Source organism: Sphingomonas echinoides, from assembly GCF_029623395.1.
GTDB lineage: Bacteria > Pseudomonadota > Alphaproteobacteria > Sphingomonadales > Sphingomonadaceae > Sphingomonas > Sphingomonas echinoides_A.
Map to the genome: position 1 here is coordinate 57,677 of NZ_JAPYKK010000004.1, position 15,593 is coordinate 73,269.

Annotated in this window: 14 protein-coding genes and 1 tRNA gene; 6 read left to right on the forward strand and 9 right to left on the reverse strand. The window is 64.9% G+C overall.

Annotated elements, in window-relative coordinates:
• The first annotated feature begins 31 nt into the window (after window positions 1-31).
• The 3 genes from QBJ92_RS03910 to moaB are packed head-to-tail and all read left to right on the forward strand — an operon-like array spanning window position 32 to window position 3,091.
• Window positions 32-787, forward strand: coding sequence for a uracil-DNA glycosylase (locus QBJ92_RS03910; protein ID WP_277968374.1), 756 nt, complete (start codon window positions 32-34; stop codon window positions 785-787).
• Window positions 784-2,574 carry a lytic transglycosylase domain-containing protein gene (locus tag QBJ92_RS03915; RefSeq protein ID WP_277968375.1) on the forward strand — a complete coding sequence of 597 codons (1,791 nt, stop codon included), beginning with the start codon at window positions 784-786 and terminating at the stop codon, window positions 2,572-2,574. Before QBJ92_RS03910 ends, QBJ92_RS03915 begins: the two co-directional genes overlap by 4 nt.
• A complete protein-coding gene (gene moaB / locus QBJ92_RS03920) occupies window positions 2,564-3,091 on the forward strand; it encodes a molybdenum cofactor biosynthesis protein B (protein ID WP_277968376.1) in 528 nt (175 codons plus the stop codon). Before QBJ92_RS03915 ends, moaB begins: the two co-directional genes overlap by 11 nt.
• Before the next feature lie 12 nt (window positions 3,092-3,103).
• On the opposite strand, the gene QBJ92_RS03925 is transcribed toward moaB, so the two are convergent.
• From QBJ92_RS03925 to QBJ92_RS03960, 8 genes are all read right to left on the reverse strand, one after another.
• On the reverse strand, window positions 3,104-5,320 hold the full coding sequence (locus QBJ92_RS03925) for a fused MFS/spermidine synthase (RefSeq protein WP_277968377.1): 2,217 nt from the start codon (window positions 5,318-5,320) through the stop codon (window positions 3,104-3,106).
• Window positions 5,321-5,851, reverse strand: a complete 531-nt coding sequence (locus QBJ92_RS03930) for a GNAT family N-acetyltransferase (RefSeq protein ID WP_277968378.1) — start codon at window positions 5,849-5,851, stop codon at window positions 5,321-5,323.
• A gap of 10 nt (window positions 5,852-5,861) precedes the next feature.
• Window positions 5,862-6,854: a porphobilinogen synthase gene (gene hemB / locus QBJ92_RS03935; protein ID WP_277968379.1), complete on the reverse strand. Its 993-nt coding sequence runs from the start codon at window positions 6,852-6,854 to the stop codon at window positions 5,862-5,864.
• A gap of 93 nt (window positions 6,855-6,947) precedes the next feature.
• Window positions 6,948-8,438, reverse strand: a complete 1,491-nt coding sequence (locus QBJ92_RS03940; protein ID WP_277968380.1) for an MATE family efflux transporter — start codon at window positions 8,436-8,438, stop codon at window positions 6,948-6,950.
• 68 nt (window positions 8,439-8,506) lie between these two features.
• Window positions 8,507-11,377: a valine--tRNA ligase gene (locus tag QBJ92_RS03945; RefSeq protein ID WP_277968381.1), complete on the reverse strand. Its 2,871-nt coding sequence runs from the start codon at window positions 11,375-11,377 to the stop codon at window positions 8,507-8,509.
• Window positions 11,378-11,506: 129 nt separating this feature from the next.
• The gene (locus tag QBJ92_RS03950) at window positions 11,507-12,034 is read right to left on the reverse strand and encodes a DUF2497 domain-containing protein (protein WP_277968382.1); all 528 of its coding nucleotides are present in this window, start codon (window positions 12,032-12,034) and stop codon (window positions 11,507-11,509) included.
• Window positions 12,035-12,093: 59 nt separating this feature from the next.
• The gene (locus tag QBJ92_RS03955; RefSeq protein ID WP_277968383.1) at window positions 12,094-13,608 is read right to left on the reverse strand and encodes a TolC family outer membrane protein; all 1,515 of its coding nucleotides are present in this window, start codon (window positions 13,606-13,608) and stop codon (window positions 12,094-12,096) included.
• Between the two features lie 21 nt (window positions 13,609-13,629).
• Window positions 13,630-14,295: a protein-L-isoaspartate O-methyltransferase family protein gene (locus QBJ92_RS03960; RefSeq protein ID WP_277968384.1), complete on the reverse strand. Its 666-nt coding sequence runs from the start codon at window positions 14,293-14,295 to the stop codon at window positions 13,630-13,632.
• 212 nt (window positions 14,296-14,507) lie between these two features.
• Between QBJ92_RS03960 and QBJ92_RS03965 the strand changes: the two genes are divergently transcribed.
• A tRNA-Cys gene (locus QBJ92_RS03965) sits at window positions 14,508-14,581 on the forward strand.
• Window positions 14,582-14,620: 39 nt separating this feature from the next.
• On the opposite strand, the gene QBJ92_RS03970 is transcribed toward QBJ92_RS03965, so the two are convergent.
• Complete coding sequence (locus tag QBJ92_RS03970) at window positions 14,621-15,022, reverse strand: (deoxy)nucleoside triphosphate pyrophosphohydrolase (RefSeq protein WP_431358365.1); 402 nt, start codon at window positions 15,020-15,022, stop codon at window positions 14,621-14,623.
• An 87-nt stretch (window positions 15,023-15,109) separates the two neighbouring features.
• Between QBJ92_RS03970 and QBJ92_RS03975 the strand changes: the two genes are divergently transcribed.
• Window positions 15,110-15,292 (forward strand): Flp family type IVb pilin, encoded by a 183-nt coding sequence (locus QBJ92_RS03975; protein WP_277968385.1) that lies wholly within the window; start codon window positions 15,110-15,112, stop codon window positions 15,290-15,292.
• Window positions 15,293-15,420: 128 nt separating this feature from the next.
• Window positions 15,421-15,585, forward strand: coding sequence for a Flp family type IVb pilin (locus tag QBJ92_RS03980; protein ID WP_277968386.1), 165 nt, complete (start codon window positions 15,421-15,423; stop codon window positions 15,583-15,585).
• Window positions 15,586-15,593 lie beyond the last annotated feature (8 nt).

Below are 15,593 nucleotides of genomic sequence, written 5' to 3' on the forward strand. Positions count from 1 at the left end.
CTTCGCGTCAACATAGGACTCTAAGGGCCGCATGGGGGCGGACCAGAATATCGATTGGCAAATCGCCGCAGCGAGCGTGCTCGAATGGTGGCGTGACGCGGGTGTAGACTCACTCGCGGACGAGGCGCCGCGCGACTGGACTGCGGTACCGGCGCCGGTCGTTCGCGAAACGAAGCGGCATGCCGTAGCGGAATCCAATGCGCCGATCGTCGCGCCCTTGCCGACCGATCTGGAAGCGTTCTCGACCTGGCGTGGTGGTTCGGAGGCTCCCGAAAGCGGGTGGAGCGGCGCGTCGATCCTGGCGACCGGAAATCCAAAATCCGACATCATGATCGTCACCGACGTTCCGGACCGCGACGACGCCGAATCGGGAACGCTGCTCAGTGGCGCGGCGGGACGGCTGTTCGACCGTATGCTCGCCGCGATCGGACGGGACCGAAGCTCGGTCTATATCGCACCGATGTGCACGATTCGGCCGGTGGCAGGGCGCATAGCGCCCGAGATCGAACAACGGCTCGGCGAGCTGATCCGGCACCACGTCGCAATAGTGGAACCGAAGCGGCTGTTTGTGTTAGGGAACGCGCCAAGCCGTGCGCTAATCGGGGCCGATGTGCCGAGAGCACGCGGACGTTTGCAATGGGTTAATGTGGAAGTTGGACAATCCGGCAAATCCATCGCCGTCGAAGCCGTCGCCAGTTTTCATCCGCGACTGCTGCTCGAACGGCCGGCGGAAAAGGCACGTGCCTGGAAGGACTTACAAATGCTTATCGCGGGGTTAGGCGCATGAGCGCAAAGAAATTTCTGTCGGTATCCCTAACGCTGGCGAGCGTCCTGTCGATCGTACCGGGGATCGCCCATGCCGCGGTCGAGCCAGCGAGTGTCGAAACGGCCAACGCCCGCCCGGCCATCCCGCCGCAGCTCGATCCCCAGCAGCGCGAAGGCTATCGTGCGGTGTTCAGCGCCATCCGCGCACAGAAGTGGCTCGATGCGCAGCTTGCGCTCGACCTGATGAAACCGGGCCCGTTGCATGCGATCGCCCGCGCCGAACTGCTCACCGCCAAGGGCTCACCCAAGGCGGATCTCGATCCGTTGCTCAAGCTGCTTTCCGAAGCGCCCGAATTGCCCCAGGCGCGTCAGCTGGCGACGATGGCGGCGTCGCGCGGGGGCGTCGGCCTCCCCGCACTCCCCGAAGCGCGCGCGTTGATCTGGATCGATGGCGCCCCAGCGCGCAAGCGCGCCAGGAGCCTGGTCGCGGGCGACATGATCGCTGCCGAACTGGCCATCAAGATGCAGCCATACGTCAAGGAGGATCTTGGCTCGGAAGCGCAGGCTTTGCTTGAATCGACCTATGGGCTGTCGCAGGATTCGATCACCGAGTGGCAGCGCAAGATCGCGTGGATGTACTATCTCGCGGGGGACGACAATAACGCGCGCGCGATGGCCGCGAAGGCAATGACCGGCTACGGCGATTTCGCGGTCGAGGCGATGTGGGTCGGCGCGCTGGCAGCGTGGCGTCAGCACGATTGCGCCGCCGCTGGCGACGCCTTCCAGAACGTCGCTGCACGGGCGGGCGATGTCGATATGCGTGCGGCCGGCCTGTACTGGGCAGCGCGCGCGGACATGCAGTGCGGGCGTCCCGACAAGGTGGAAGGCCGTCTCAAGAACGCCGCGCAGTATCGCGAGACCTTCTACGGGCTTCTTTCGCGCCAGGCGCTCGCGATCAAGGACGCACCCTTGAAGTCGAACGCCAAGGTGTTCGCCGGCGACTGGCAGGCGCTCGAACATCGTCCCAACATTCACGTCGCGGCTGCCCTGGTCGAGATCGGCGAGAACGCTCTCGCGGATCAGGTGATCAAGCAACAGGCGCGGATCGGGAATGCGGCGGAATATCCCTCGCTTGTCCGGCTGACGGCTGCGCTCGATCTTCCATCGACGCTCGTCTGGCTGTCGCATAACGGCCCGGTCGGTGCGGCACCCCCGGTCGAGGCACGTTTCCCCGCGCCGAACTGGACGCCCGACGGCGGCTGGCGCGTCGACAAGGCGTTGGTCTACGCGCACACGCTGCAAGAATCGCGGTTCCGGACCGATGTCGTCAGCAAGGCCGGCGCCTATGGCCTGATGCAGGTCATGCCGAGCGCGGCCACTGACATTGCGCGCAAGCAAGGGCGAATCTTCGACCGTACCGCGCTATCGCGACCCGGCACCAATATCGAGGTCGGCCAAAGCTATCTCGAACAACTGCGCGATCAGAGTTGCACCAACGGTCTGCTGCCCAAGGTGATCGCAGCCTATAACGCCGGGCCGGGCCCGGTTCAGGCGTGGGATGCGCAAGCGCATGACGGTGGCGATCCGCTTCTGTACATCGAATCGATCCCCTATTGGGAGACGCGCGGCTATGTCACGACGGTCTTGCGCAATTACTGGGTGTATGAGGCGCAGACCGGGCGCCGTGCGTCGGCCAGCCGGGCGGCGTTGTCGCAGGGCTTGTGGCCACGGTTCCCCGGAATGCCGGGCGCGAGCGCGGTTCGCCTGAGTTCGAGCAACAGTCGCCAGGCGGTCGCCAGTGCCAATTGATCTGACCGCAACCTTTCAACCGGTTCGGATCGCGGTCCTTACCGTTTCCGATACGCGCGGTCTTGCCGAGGATCGATCGGGCGACACGCTCGTCGCGCGCCTGAGCGACGCGGGTCATGTGCTCGCCGATCGGGAGATCGTGAAGGACGACGTGGCGCTCATCATCGCCGTACTGCATCGCTGGATTGACGACGAAGCCGTCGATTGCGTGATCACGACCGGGGGCACCGGCGTCACCGGCCGCGACGTCACGCCCGAAGCGATCGAACGGATCGCGGAGAAGATGATCCCGGGCTTTGGCGAACTGTTTCGCTGGCTGAGTTTCAAATCGATTGGCACCTCCACGGTGCAGTCGCGCGCCTGTGCGTGCGTGACGCGCGGCACGTATATCTTCGCGCTGCCGGGATCGACGGGTGCGGTGAAGGATGGTTGGGACGGGATCCTCAAGGACCAGCTCGACAGCCGGCACAAGCCCTGCAACTTCGTCGAGCTGATGCCCCGGTTGCGGGAACGCTGAACCGCTGCGCCGTCAGTACCCCTTGATCAGCGGTAGCACCGTCGAATACCCGTCGGTCCACGGCACGAAGCCGGGACGGTGACGGATCGGTTTCCAACCTGAATCGCGCGCTTGCAGCACCCGTATCACCGCCGGATCGCGCGACAGCGCGATCCATTGCGACATCGTCGCGGCCTCGCGGGCATCAGCCGGCGGTGTGTAGAACAGGGTGGTCGCGTGCCATCCACCCGCCGTTGCGGCGGCGGCCACCACCGGCTCGAGGTCGAGGAAGCGGTTCGACACGTGTACCAGCAACAGCCCGCGGCGCGACAGAACGCGCCCGTAGCTGGCAAATGCCTCGCGCGTCATGAGGTGCATCGGGACGGAATCGGACGAGAAGGCGTCGAGCGCCAGCAGATCGAGGCTATCCCGTCGCTCTGCCGCGATATTGAGACGGGCGTCGCCCAGCACGATCGTGGGCTTCGGAAGGCAGCGCGCCAGGAAACTGAACTGACCGCTGTCCCGCGCGATGCGGACGATCGCGGGGTCGATCTCGTAAAACCGCCAGTCCTGCCCCGGCTTGGCATAGCAAGCGAGCGTTCCCGTCCCCAGCCCCACGACACCGACGCGCGCATGCCGACCGTACAGGTCTGGAAGTGCCTGCATCGCCTGTCCGATCCCCGAATCCGGCACATAATAGGCCGTCGGCGTCCGTTCGCGCGCAGGTGAGCCGCGGAGCTGCGTCCCATGAACCGTCGTCCCGTGCGCAAGCTGTTGCACGCCGGGGCTACTGTGCACCGTATAGATCCCGAAATAGCTGCGCGTCCGAGCCCCCGGCTCCAGCGAAATCAGGATTGCCTGATATCCCCCAAAGGCAACCAATACACCGAGCAACGCGACCCCGAACGCAAGCGGAGCCCCGATCGAAAGGACACCGATCGCGACGATCCCGAGCATCACGATTTGCTGAAGCTGCGACGGCGTATCGCCACCACCATTGTTGAGGAGCATGATGGCGACCAGCGCTGTCACGACGAGCGCAACGCTTAGCATCAGCACACGGCGACGCGATGGGTTGCCCTCCCAGACATGCTGCAACGGCGCGAGAAGATAGGCATGCGGCGTCAGCACGCCCGCCGCGAGGATCAGGATCGGATATTCATAGGTCCAGTTGAACAGCAGCGGCGCCACGAGCGCGCTGAACACCCCACCCAGCGCTCCACCGAGCGACATCGCGAGGTAGAACCCGGTCAACCGGTCCGGCTCGGGCCGCAACCGATACAGCGCCGTATGCAAGGCGACCGACACCAGGAACAAGAGCGCAAGCGCCATGATCGCGCCGAGATAGGGCAACCCTGGCATGCCGCTGACGAGGATTCCGCCAAACAGCAGGATCGCGATCGGCGCGACTCGGGTCTGGATGTCCGCCGCGGCGCGATCGCGCGCAAACGCGATCGTGAAGCTCAACAGGTACAACGCGAGCGGAATGACCCACAGCAGCGGCATCGCGACGATGTCCGTGGTGATGTACGTCGACGTCGCCAGCATCAACCCGGACGGAACGAACGCGAGGAGGATCCAATGGGCGATCCGCTTCCGCCCCGGCGGCGCGGACAGGATCGGCGTAACCGCCTGCAAGGGACGGTCGCGCGGGAGTGTCGCCGCGCACAAGGCGACCATTACGCCCAGAATGATGTATCCGCTGCTCCAAAGGATCCGCTGATCGAACAGCGTCATGGCTGGCTCGACCAGCAACGGATAGGCGATCAATCCCGCGAAACTGCCAAGGTTGGATGCGGCGTACAGCGCGTAGGGATCCTGTCCCTCCCGCGCCAGGCTGAACCAGCGTTGCAACAGCGGCGATTGCGCCGAGACCGCAAAAAACAACGGACCGATCGACAGGACGAACAGCCACGGGACCCAGAAGGCGGGCGCGACGCCCGCACCGGGTGCCAATCCGCCCAATCCAATCGGCAACCACAGCGCCGCCACCAGCAGCACGCCAAGATGAACCCGCCCCTGCAAACGCGGCTCGAGCCGCCCCAACCAGTGCGCATAGCCATACCCGCCGAGCAGCAACGCCTGATACACCAGCATCGCCGAGTTCCACACCGCCGGGGCTCCGCCGAGCCGTGGTAGAGCCATTCGCGCAACCATCGGTTGAACCAGGAACAGCAAGAACGCGCTCGACAGGATCGTCAGCACGAACAGCGGGTGCACGACACCGCGCCGCCTACGCAGGGGTGTCATTCAAGGCCTGTCGATGCGATACTGAATATGGCGCTTGAGCGGACTTCCATCGGCGACCAGCGGGTGGTCGAAATCGCCATCGACGACGCGATGCATGCCCAGCCGCTCCATCAGCCCCCAGCTGGCGGTGTTCCCAGGCACGGTAATCGCCACGACCTGCGGAGCGGCGAGATGTGCCCATGCCCAGTCGAGCGTCGCTTGCGCTGCTTCCCGCGCATATCCCTGCCCCCAATAGGCCTGCGAGAACCGCCAACCGATTTCCAGCGCGCCCTCGATCGGCGTATCGGGCGCGCCGGGCTTGAGACCGCAGATCCCAAGCAACGCACCGTCCGTTCTGCGTTCCACGATCCAGAAGGCGAAACCGTGCTCAGCCTGTGAAGCGTGCATCCGCGCGATCATCGCATCGAGTGCAGCCTCGTCAACGACGGGAAGCAGGTACTGCATCACGGCGGGATCGCGGCACTGGTCCCACAACGCAGCCCGATCGCGCGGCTTGACCATCCGCAAAATCAGTCGCTCGGTCTCGATCACGCGAAGACGCTCATGCACCGAGGAGACGGGCTGCGTGTGCCGCATGATACGTCAGGACACCGGACGTGCCAGCACGCTTGAACGCCATCAGGCATTCGAGCACCATTGCATCGCGATCCGCCGCGCCTGCCGCGACAGCGGCCTCGATCATCGCATATTCACCGGAAACTTGATAAGCGAAAACGGGGACTTGGAACTCTGATTTCACGCGCAGGATGATATCGAGATACGGCATCCCGGGCTTGACCATCACGCTATCCGCGCCTTCCGCCAAGTCGAGCGCGACTTCGCGCAGCGCTTCCTCGGCGTTGGCCGAATCCATCTGGTAGGTCTTCTTGTCGCCCTTCAGCAATCCGCGACTGCCGACCGCGTCACGGAACGGACCGTAGAACGCGCTCGCGTATTTCGCGGCATAGGACATGATCTGGACGTTGTGGTGCCCGCCGTCTTCGAGTGCGGTCCGGATCGCGCCGATCCGGCCATCCATCATGTCCGACGGCGCGATGATGTCGGAGCCCGCCTCGGCCTGAATCAGCGCCTGCCCGACGAGTGCCTCGGACGTCGCATCGTTGACCACATACCCTGCCGCATCGACGAGGCCGTCATGCCCATGCGTCGTATAGGGATCGAGCGCGACATCGGTCAGCACGCCGATTTCCGGAACGGCATCCTTGAGCGCGCGGATCGCACGGCACATCAGATTGTCGGGATTGAGCGCCTCGCGCCCGTCGTCCGTGCGGAGATGCGACGGTGTGTTCGGGAACAGCGCGATACACGGGATCCCCAGATCGCGCGCCTCACGCCCGCGCGCCACAATCCCGTCAATCGACCAGCGGGAAACGCCTGGCAGCGACGCGATCGGGTCTTCCACCCCCTGCCCCTCGGCAATGAACAGCGGCCAGATCAGATCGGCCGGGGTGAGCACCGTCTCGGCATGGAGGCGGCGGCTCCACGTGCTGGCGCGAGTACGACGGAGGCGAAGCGCTGGATAGGATGCGGTCATGCGCCGCTTTCTGGAACTTCGGCGAAGGTCGCGCAAGGGTTAGCGCGTGGCGGGGCGCAGCCGTCAGCGCTGGTGTATTCGTTTGCGAGCCCCTCACCCCGCCGGATGCAGCCGCCCACCCGGTTCCGCAGGGTTCTGGCTCTGATCGTGCGCCTCGTCCGCCGGCACCACCAGCCGCTGCTTGCGCCACCCGCCATAGCGATAATAGATCACAGCCATCGCGAAATTGGCGACCGACCCTAGCGGGAAGCTCCACCACAAGGCGTCGGCCCCGAGCGTCGGCTGAAACGCAAGCGCGAAACCGAGCCGCACCGGATACATCGCGATGAACAGCATCGTCAGCGGCGCCCACACCGCGCCGTTTGCCCGCACCGTCGAGAACAACACCATCGTCATGCCGAACACGATGAAGTTCCAGCTCGCCAGCACCTGAATATGCCGCGCGATCGGCAACGCCGCACTCTCGCCGCCGAGGAACAGCAGCATCACCGGCCGGTCGAACGCGATGATCGCGATCACCATCGTCGTCGTCAGCAACGCGCTGAACACCAGCCCCGCCACGGTGATGCGATCGACCCGCGCCCACTGCCCCGCACCGATGTTCTGCGCCACCATGCTGCTCACCGCCGCGCCGACCGCCAGCGCGGGCATCTGGATATAGCCCCACAATTGCATCGAGATACCGTATGCCGCTGTGGTATCGACGCCATAGCGGTTGACCAGACCCGTCATCGTCAGCGCCGCAACCGATACGACCAGCATCTGCGCGCCCATCGGCAGGCCTTTCAGCAGGATCGTGCGCGCCAGCGCTGCGGACGGCATCAGATAGGCAAGCTCCGCCCCGCGCAACCGGATCGGCAGGTCGCGGCGATAGATATACGCGAGCAAGCCGAGCGCCGCGACATGAACCGAGATGAGCGTCGCCACCGCCGACCCGGCAATCCCCATCTCCGGCATACCGAACCACCCCCTGATGAAGACCGGGTTGAGCCCGCTATCGAGGAGCACGCTCAACGCCGTGAACCACAAGGGCGTCACCGAATCCCCGACGCCGCGCAACGCCATGCCGAGCAGCACCAGCAGCATCGTCGCGGGAAGCCCGAGGAAGATAACGCGCAGATAGGCCAGCGCGAGCGGCTGCACGCTCGGCGGGGTGGCGAGGCTGGTCAGGATATCGGGGGCGAAGATCCAACCCAGCACTGCAATGACGACTGCGCCACCCATCACCAGACCGATCGACGCGCCGAACGCCCGCCGTGCCGCCTCGACGTCGCGGCGCCCCATCGACTGTCCGATCAGGATCGTCGCGGCCATGCCGAAGCCGAACACCGCGGCGAACATCAGGAACATGATCGTGTTGGCATTGGCGGTCGCCGCGACCGCGCCTTCGCCGAGGAAGCGCCCGACCCAGATCGTATTGATCGACCCGTTGAGCGATTGCAGGATGTTCGACCCCAGCGTGGGGAGCGCGAAGGCGAGCAACGTCGTCGCGATCGGGCCGGTGGTCAGGTCGCGCTGTTTGGCACCCCTCGCATTTGACGAAGGGGCGGAGGGAGGGGCTGTTCTCTCAACGACGTCGCTCACAGGCCCTCCCCTGACCCCTCCCGCAAACGGGAGGGGGATTGTGTGTCCGCCAGCATGCGCCGGCTATTTCACCCCAAACGCGCCAGGGCGGCGCCTAGTCGCTCGGCTTCCGCGGCTTTTTCCGCGTAATCCGCGCGCGCCTTCTCGACCGCCTCGGGCTTCGCACGTTCCACGAAGCTTGCGTTGCCCAGGCGGCCGGCCAGCGCGTCGCGCTCCTTGCTTGCCGCCTCGATCCCCTTGGTCAGCCGTGCGCGTTCGGCGTCGAGGTCGATCACTCCGGCGAGCGGCAGCACGAACGTTGCCTCGTCGACGACGACCTGCACCGCACCGCCGGCAGGCGCATCCCCGGCCGCCAGATCGATCCGCGCGAGCCGCGCGATCACGCTCGCCTGCCGTTCGAGCCGCGCCAGCGTTTCGGGTCCAGCATCACGAACGTGCACCGGCATCCGTGTGCCCGGTGCGACGTTCAGCTCGGTCCGCGCCGCGCGGACTTCGCCGATCAGCCGGATCAACCAGTCGATCTCCTGGCTTGCCGCGGGATCGAGTGCGCGCGCATCCGCGATCGGCCAGTGCGCGACGATCAGGTTGGTCTCGCGCGGACCCATCGCGTTCCACAGCTCCTCGGTGATGAAGGGCATGAACGGGTGGAGCAGGACGAGGATCTGGTCGATCACCCAGCCTGCGACCGCGCGGGTTTCGTCTGCGTCCGGTCCGGTGGCGGGCGCATCCATTTGGCCGAGCACGGGCTTGATCAGCTCGAGATACCAGTCGCAGAAGCGGCTCCACACGAACTGATACACCGCATTCGCCGCGCCATCGAAGCGCAGGTCGGCAAGCGCCAGATCGACCGCCTGAACGGTGGCGATGGTCTCGGCGATGATCCACTTGTTGACCGCGAGGTTGGCGACCGGCGCTTCGAGCGTCTTGCTCGCGCCAATGCCGTTGCCTTGCGCGAACCGGCAGGCGTTCCACAGCTTGGTCGCGAAGTTGCGATAGCCCTCGACGCGCTTCTCATCCATCTTGATGTCGCGGCCCTGGCTCTCCATCGCCGCCATGAAGAAGCGCAGCGCGTCCGCGCCGTACTGGTCGATCAGGCCCAGCGGGTTGACGACATTGCCCTTCGACTTGGACATCTTCGCGCCGTCGGCCGCGCGGACAAGACCGTGGAGATACAGGGTCTTGAACGGCACATCGCCCATGAAGTGCAAACCCTGCATCATCATGCGGGCGTCCCAGAAGAACAGGATGTCGAAGCCGGAGATGAGCACGTCGTTGGGGTAGCGGCCGTGGAGCGTGTCCTTGAGCCCCTCCCCTTTAGGAGTGTCAGGTGAATAGCCCCCCGGGCTATTCAGGTCAGGCTGGGAGCCTGACCGACCTGACACTGGGTTGGGGTGGGGCCGTCCAGCAAGCGAAGTCCTCTGCGAGGCATCCCCCACCCCTGGCCCCTCCCCTGAAGGGGAGGGGTAAGAAGAAGAAGAAGTACCGTCCCAACCCAACGTCGCGAACGGCCACAGCGCGGAGGAGAACCACGTGTCGAGCACATCGCTATCCTGCGTGAGAGCAACGCCCTCGCCTGCCTGCGCCTGCGCGTCGGCCTCGCTCATCGCAACGAACACCGACCCGTCCTCGGCGAACCACGCGGGAATCCGATGCCCCCACCAGAGCTGCCGCGACACGCACCAAGGCTGGATGTTCTCCATCCAGTTGAAGAACGTCTTCTCCCACGTCTTGGGCACGATCTTGATCGCCCCAGACCGCACCGCCTCGATCGCCGGCTTCGCAAGGGTCGCCGCATCGACATACCATTGGTCGGTCAGCCACGGCTCGATCACCACGCCCGATCGATCGCCATAGGGCGTCTGGATCGTGCGCGGCTCGGCGTCGTGCTCGGCGCCGTCCTTGTCGACGTGCGGGATCAGGAACCCTTCCGCCTTCAACTGCGCGACGACTGCCTTGCGCGCCTCCGCGGTGGTCAGCCCGAGGAACGCGTCCGGAACTAGCCCGTCCGTAACCTGCACGACCTGCGCCTTGGCATCGAGCATGTTGAGCATCGTGCCCGCCGCCATGCCAGCGCGCTTGCCGACCTCGAAGTCGTTGAAGTCATGCCCCGGCGTAATTTTCACCGCGCCCGAGCCAAGCTCCGGATCGGCATGGTCGTCGGTAATGATCGGGATCAGCCGCCCCGTGATCGGCAGCTTGATCTGTTTGCCCACGAGATGCGTATAGCGCTCGTCCGATGCATTCACCGCGACCGCCATGTCGGCGAGCATCGTCTCGGGCCGCGTCGTCGCGACCTCGATGAACCCCGAACCGTCCGCGAGCGGATAGCGCAGGTGCCAGAAGCTCCCCTTGATCTCGCGCGTCTCGACCTCGAGGTCGCTGATCGCGGTGCCGAGACCCGGGTCCCAGTTCACCAGCCGCTTGTCGCGATACAGCAGCCCTTCCTTGTGGAGATCGACGAACACCTTGAGAACGGCCTTGGAAAAGCCCTCGTCCATCGTGAACCGCTCGTTCGCCCAGTCCATCGAGCAACCGAGCCGACGGAGCTGCTGCGTGATCTCGCCGCCGCTCTCTTCCTTCCACGCCCACACCTTGTCGACGAACTGCTCGCGCGTGAAGTCGGTGCGCTTCTCCGGAGGGTTGAGCGCGCCCATCTGGCGTTCGACCACCATCTGCGTCGCGATGCCCGCGTGATCGGTCCCGACCACCCACAAGGCATCCTTGCCCTTCAGCCGCGCGTGGCGCGTCAGGATGTCTTGCAACGTGTTGTCGAGCGCATGCCCGATGTGGAGCGAGCCCGTCACGTTGGGCGGCGGGTTGACGATCGTCCAGGGTTCGGCACCGGGGCGATCAGGCCGGAACTGGCCGGTCGCCTCCCAATGCGCGTACCAGCGCTGCTCGAGTTCGGCGGGGTCGAAGGTTTTGGGAAGTTCGCTCATAATGCCATCGGCTTTAGCCGGGGACGCGCAAAAAGAAAGGGCACTCCGTCCGTCCTGGCAGCGCGACCGACGGTGTTCGAACGCGCCGGCGATCCGTCCGCGATCGCGTCTGACGGTCGCCGCGCGCGATTACTTCCCGGTGATCCGGTCGATTTCCTTGGCCACCATTGCTTCCACCATCTGCGGAAGATGGGCGTCGAGCCATTCGCGCAACATGGGACGCAACATTTCCCGGACCATCGCCTCGAGCGTATCGCTCCCAGCGACTTCGGGTTTGACGATGAGACGCGACAAGGTGTCCAGCGGCCCACGGGATGCGGCGGCGGTCCGCTGCGAGAGAATATTCGGCGTCTCGGGTACCGGGGGCGCCACCGGAGCGGGCGGAGGCGTTGGGGGGAGTGAAGTCGGGGGGAGTGAAGTCGGGGGCGTAGCAGCCGCCGTCTCGGCCGGCCCAGCGACCGGGGCGTCGGTGCGCCGCGCGATCTGATCCGGCATTGCCGCCTGAACCGCTTCGCGCAATTCCAGAATATCGTCCCGGACGGTGGCGTCGCCTTCAGGTCGGCGCGGGACCGCACGATCGCTGCGCTTGGCTCGGCCTGGGAGAGTATCGCTTTCCTCGGCGATGATGCGTTTGATCGACGAAAGAATGTCTTCCATCGATGGCTCTCCGCCCAAGTCCGCCATCAAAACCCCCGCGAATAAACATATACGCCGCGTCAGCGGTTCTTCGTCTGCTCACCTGCGGTAATCGGCGCGCTTCTGTCAACTGGTGCCGAGTCGAGCATCGGGTCGAGCGCGCGTGTAACGGCTGCGTTCTGTGCGGGCGTATCGGTCGTGCGAGTCCCCGTCACTGCAGGGTCGGCCTGAGACGAATAATCCCAGATCTTTCCGCGAACGCTCTCATAGTGTTTGACCGGATCATACAATGGCCCGCCATCGAGGCCCAGATCGCGGGCTTCGGCCTGCCCCATGGATGCAAGCAACGCGAACCCGGCGACATACGCATCGCGCCGCGCGGTCACCAACGTCACCTGCGAGTTGAGCAATTCCTGCTCGGCGTTGAGGATGTCGAGGATGGTCCGGTTACCGACGCTGTTTTCCGCCCGCACCCCTTCCAGCGAAAGCTTGTTGGCATTGACCGCGATTTCGCTCGACGCGATCACCTCGAGCGACGATTTCCACACGGCATAAGCGGACCGCGCCTGGGCGATGACGCTGCGCTCCGTCTCGGTCACGCGTTCGATTGACTGCGCGCGCGCGTCCTGCGCCTGGCGGATCTGCGCCGCGGGGCGGCCGCCCTGATAGAGCGGGAGCGTCAGGCCGACCCCGACGGTCGCGGATTTCCCGGACTGGCCGATCGCAACCCCCGTCCCCGAACCCAGCGACCCGAAATAATTGTAGTAGTTGCCGCCGACACTCGCACTGATCCGCGGCAAGCGGTTCGACCGTGCGACCCCGATGTCGAACCCGGTAGCGTCACGTTCCTTTGCCGCCGCAAGCAAGGTCGGGTTGTTTCGGAGCGCAACCGCCACCGCATTGTCCGGGTTGGCGGGCAGGTTGGGCAAACTCGGCGGCAAGTCCAGTCGACCGGGAACGGCACCGACCAGGCGGATATAGCTCTCCCGGCTGGAGATCAGTCGCGCCTGCGCCGATTGTAACTGGCTCCGCGCCAGCGCCAGCCGCGCCTCGGATTGCGCGACGTCGGTCCGGGTCAAATCCCCTACCTGAAAGCGGTCGCGGCTTGCTTGCAGATTGACGTCGAGCACGCGGACGTTCTGCGTGTTGAGCCCGACGATCGCCTCGTCCCGAATGACGTCCATATAGGATCCGACAACCGCGGAAAACAGATCCGACTCGGTCCCGCGGAGCCCCAATTGTCCGCCCTCGACCCGCGTGTTCGCAGCGCGGACCGCATTGCGCACCGCGCCCCCGGCATAGAGCGGAACCGTCAGCGTGACGTTGCCCGTCCCGCTTCGGTCCGGAGCGACGAAGCTGTTCGCCGCCTTGACGACGTTCTCTGTGTAGCTGCTCTGCAACTGCACGCCAGGCAGCCCCTGCGACCGCGCGATCGGAACGTTCTCGTCGATCGCGCGGAGGTTGGCGCGCTGTGCCGCCAGCGTCGGGTTACTCGTATACGCCTTGATCAGCGCATCGCGCAGCGTTTCCGCCGACAGCGGCGCCGCCATTACCATCACCACTGCAGAGCCGCTCAGAAGGGACAGAAATCGCATTGCAGGCGGCTCTTTTCTTGGTCAGAAAGTGAAAGTACGAGGGCTCGAAAAGCCCGGCAAAGGCACGCAATCGATGTCGGCGAAGTCGAGCAGCGCAAACCCGCCTGCGGTGCGACGTCCCGCCGCCAGCCGGGTGACGCCGCGATCTGCGAGGCCACCGACGATCCGACCACCGACCGCGAGTTGATCGACCAGGGCCTGCGGCACGGCTTCGACCGCGCCATCGATGAACAGCACGTCATACGGCCCATCGGCGGCATGACCTTCCGACAGCGGTGCGTCGACCACCGAGACAGTGGGGTACGCCGACAGCGCCGCCCGGGCGATCGTCAGCAAGGCCGGATCGTTCTCGACCGCGACGACCGACGCGACCAGTTCCGAGAGAACCGCCGCAGTGTACCCACCGGCAGCGCCGATCAGCAGCACCCGATCGGTTGCGCGCAACTCGGCTTGCGTCAACAGGCGCCCGGTCGCGATCGGCACGTTCTGTGCACGCCCGTGGGTCAGCGGGACGGCGGTGTCGCGATAGGCGAGCTTCGCCACGGCTTCGGGAAGAAACGCCTCGCGCGGAACCAGGTCCATCGCCGCCACCACGCGCGGGTCGCTGACCGCGTTGGTCCGCAACTGGCTTGCCACCATCGCATGGCGCATGGCCGTCATATCGTGCTCGCGCAAATCCAAATTCATGATGACACCCTCGTCGCGGTACTGTTATAGTGCAACAATACACTCATCGTCAATGCACCGCTTCTACCGTGCGTCCTCTACTTCGCCAAGCGAGCGCTTGTTCCAATTCCGTCTCTGGCCACTTTCGGTAAACAGGCCGTTAACCGCATTGCCGTTTTTTTGACTGCAAGAGTTGACACCGAGCCGATCCGCTTGCATCTGCGCCGCTCTCCGGCCCGATGGCGGAGTGGTGACGTAGAGGACTGCAAATCCTCGCACCCGGGTTCGATTCCCGGTCGGGCCTCCAGAATTCCATTCGTTCGGCGCGGCGGGATGCTTCGCGCTCCTACCGTGCCTTCAGAGCGGCCTCGAGCACGGCGATGAACGGTATGTCGGCCGGCGGCATCGCGATCTTTCGAAGCGCTGATGGATGGTGCCACGCCAGGCCGGTTGCGGCGAGCGGCTGTGGTACGCCGCGCCATTCGCCGCACAGATACAACAACAAGAGCAGATGCCGATCGGCTAGCGGCACGCTCGCGAACGTCAGGGCGGTCAGCGCGGCTGGATCGACCTCGATCGCCAGTTCCTCCCACAATTCGCGGACCAAAGCCGCTTCTGGCTGCTCCCCGGGCTCGACCTTGCCGCCGGGAAATTCCCACAGCCCGGCCAAGGTGGTGTCGAGCGGACGCTGCTGGACCAACACCTGTCCTTCGTGATTCGTCAGCGCCGCCGCGACGACGAGCATCATAGGCATATCAGGGTGTTGCTTAGGCATTCGGTAAGGCTCTCCGAGTAACGCTGTCCGCTTCCTACACCGACCGGAGGCGCTGCCGACATGCTCGTCGGAATGATAAAACGGCTGCTTGCCGACCGAAAAGCTGGAACCGCGATAGAATATGGACTGATCGTCGCGCTGGTCGTCATCGCGTCGCTCGCGGCCATGGTCCAGCTTGGCCATGGCACGACAAGCATGTGGAAAAATATTAGTACGGCGGTGATCGCCGTTCCGGTTGGTTGATCGGCTCCAACGCTCTAAAATTCTTCGCCAGTTTAAATCTTTCTAAACCCGACAGCGCATAAATCTTCCGGAGTTGGCCGGCGCACCGGTCCGACCGGGTACTGAAGCCATCCTACGGAGACCGAATCATGAAGACCGTTCGCAACCTCATCAAGAACTCGAAGGGCGCCACCGCAATCGAGTACGGCCTGATCGCTGCGCTCATCGCCGTTGCCGCGATCACCGCGATGTCGACCCTCGGCACGAAGCTGAGCACGACGTTCACCAACGTATCATCGAAGATGGTTCAGTAATGCTCTCT

Coding starts and splice junctions, on each gene's coding strand:
- QBJ92_RS03910 (WP_277968374.1), top strand. CDS start 32: ATGGGGGCGGACCAGAATATCGATTGGCAAATCGCCGCAGCGAGCGTG.
- QBJ92_RS03915 (WP_277968375.1), top strand. CDS start 784: ATGAGCGCAAAGAAATTTCTGTCGGTATCCCTAACGCTGGCGAGCGTC.
- QBJ92_RS03925 (WP_277968377.1), bottom strand. CDS start 5,320: ATGACACCCCTGCGTAGGCGGCGCGGTGTCGTGCACCCGCTGTTCGTG.
- hemB (WP_277968379.1), bottom strand. CDS start 6,854: ATGACCGCATCCTATCCAGCGCTTCGCCTCCGTCGTACTCGCGCCAGC.
- QBJ92_RS03945 (WP_277968381.1), bottom strand. CDS start 11,377: ATGAGCGAACTTCCCAAAACCTTCGACCCCGCCGAACTCGAGCAGCGC.
- QBJ92_RS03950 (WP_277968382.1), bottom strand. CDS start 12,034: ATGGAAGACATTCTTTCGTCGATCAAACGCATCATCGCCGAGGAAAGC.
- QBJ92_RS03955 (WP_277968383.1), bottom strand. CDS start 13,608: ATGCGATTTCTGTCCCTTCTGAGCGGCTCTGCAGTGGTGATGGTAATG.
- QBJ92_RS03960 (WP_277968384.1), bottom strand. CDS start 14,295: ATGAATTTGGATTTGCGCGAGCACGATATGACGGCCATGCGCCATGCG.
- QBJ92_RS03970 (WP_431358365.1), bottom strand. CDS start 15,022: ATGATGCTCGTCGTCGCGGCGGCGCTGACGAATCACGAAGGACAGGTG.
- QBJ92_RS03975 (WP_277968385.1), top strand. CDS start 15,110: ATGCTCGTCGGAATGATAAAACGGCTGCTTGCCGACCGAAAAGCTGGA.
- QBJ92_RS03980 (WP_277968386.1), top strand. CDS start 15,421: ATGAAGACCGTTCGCAACCTCATCAAGAACTCGAAGGGCGCCACCGCA.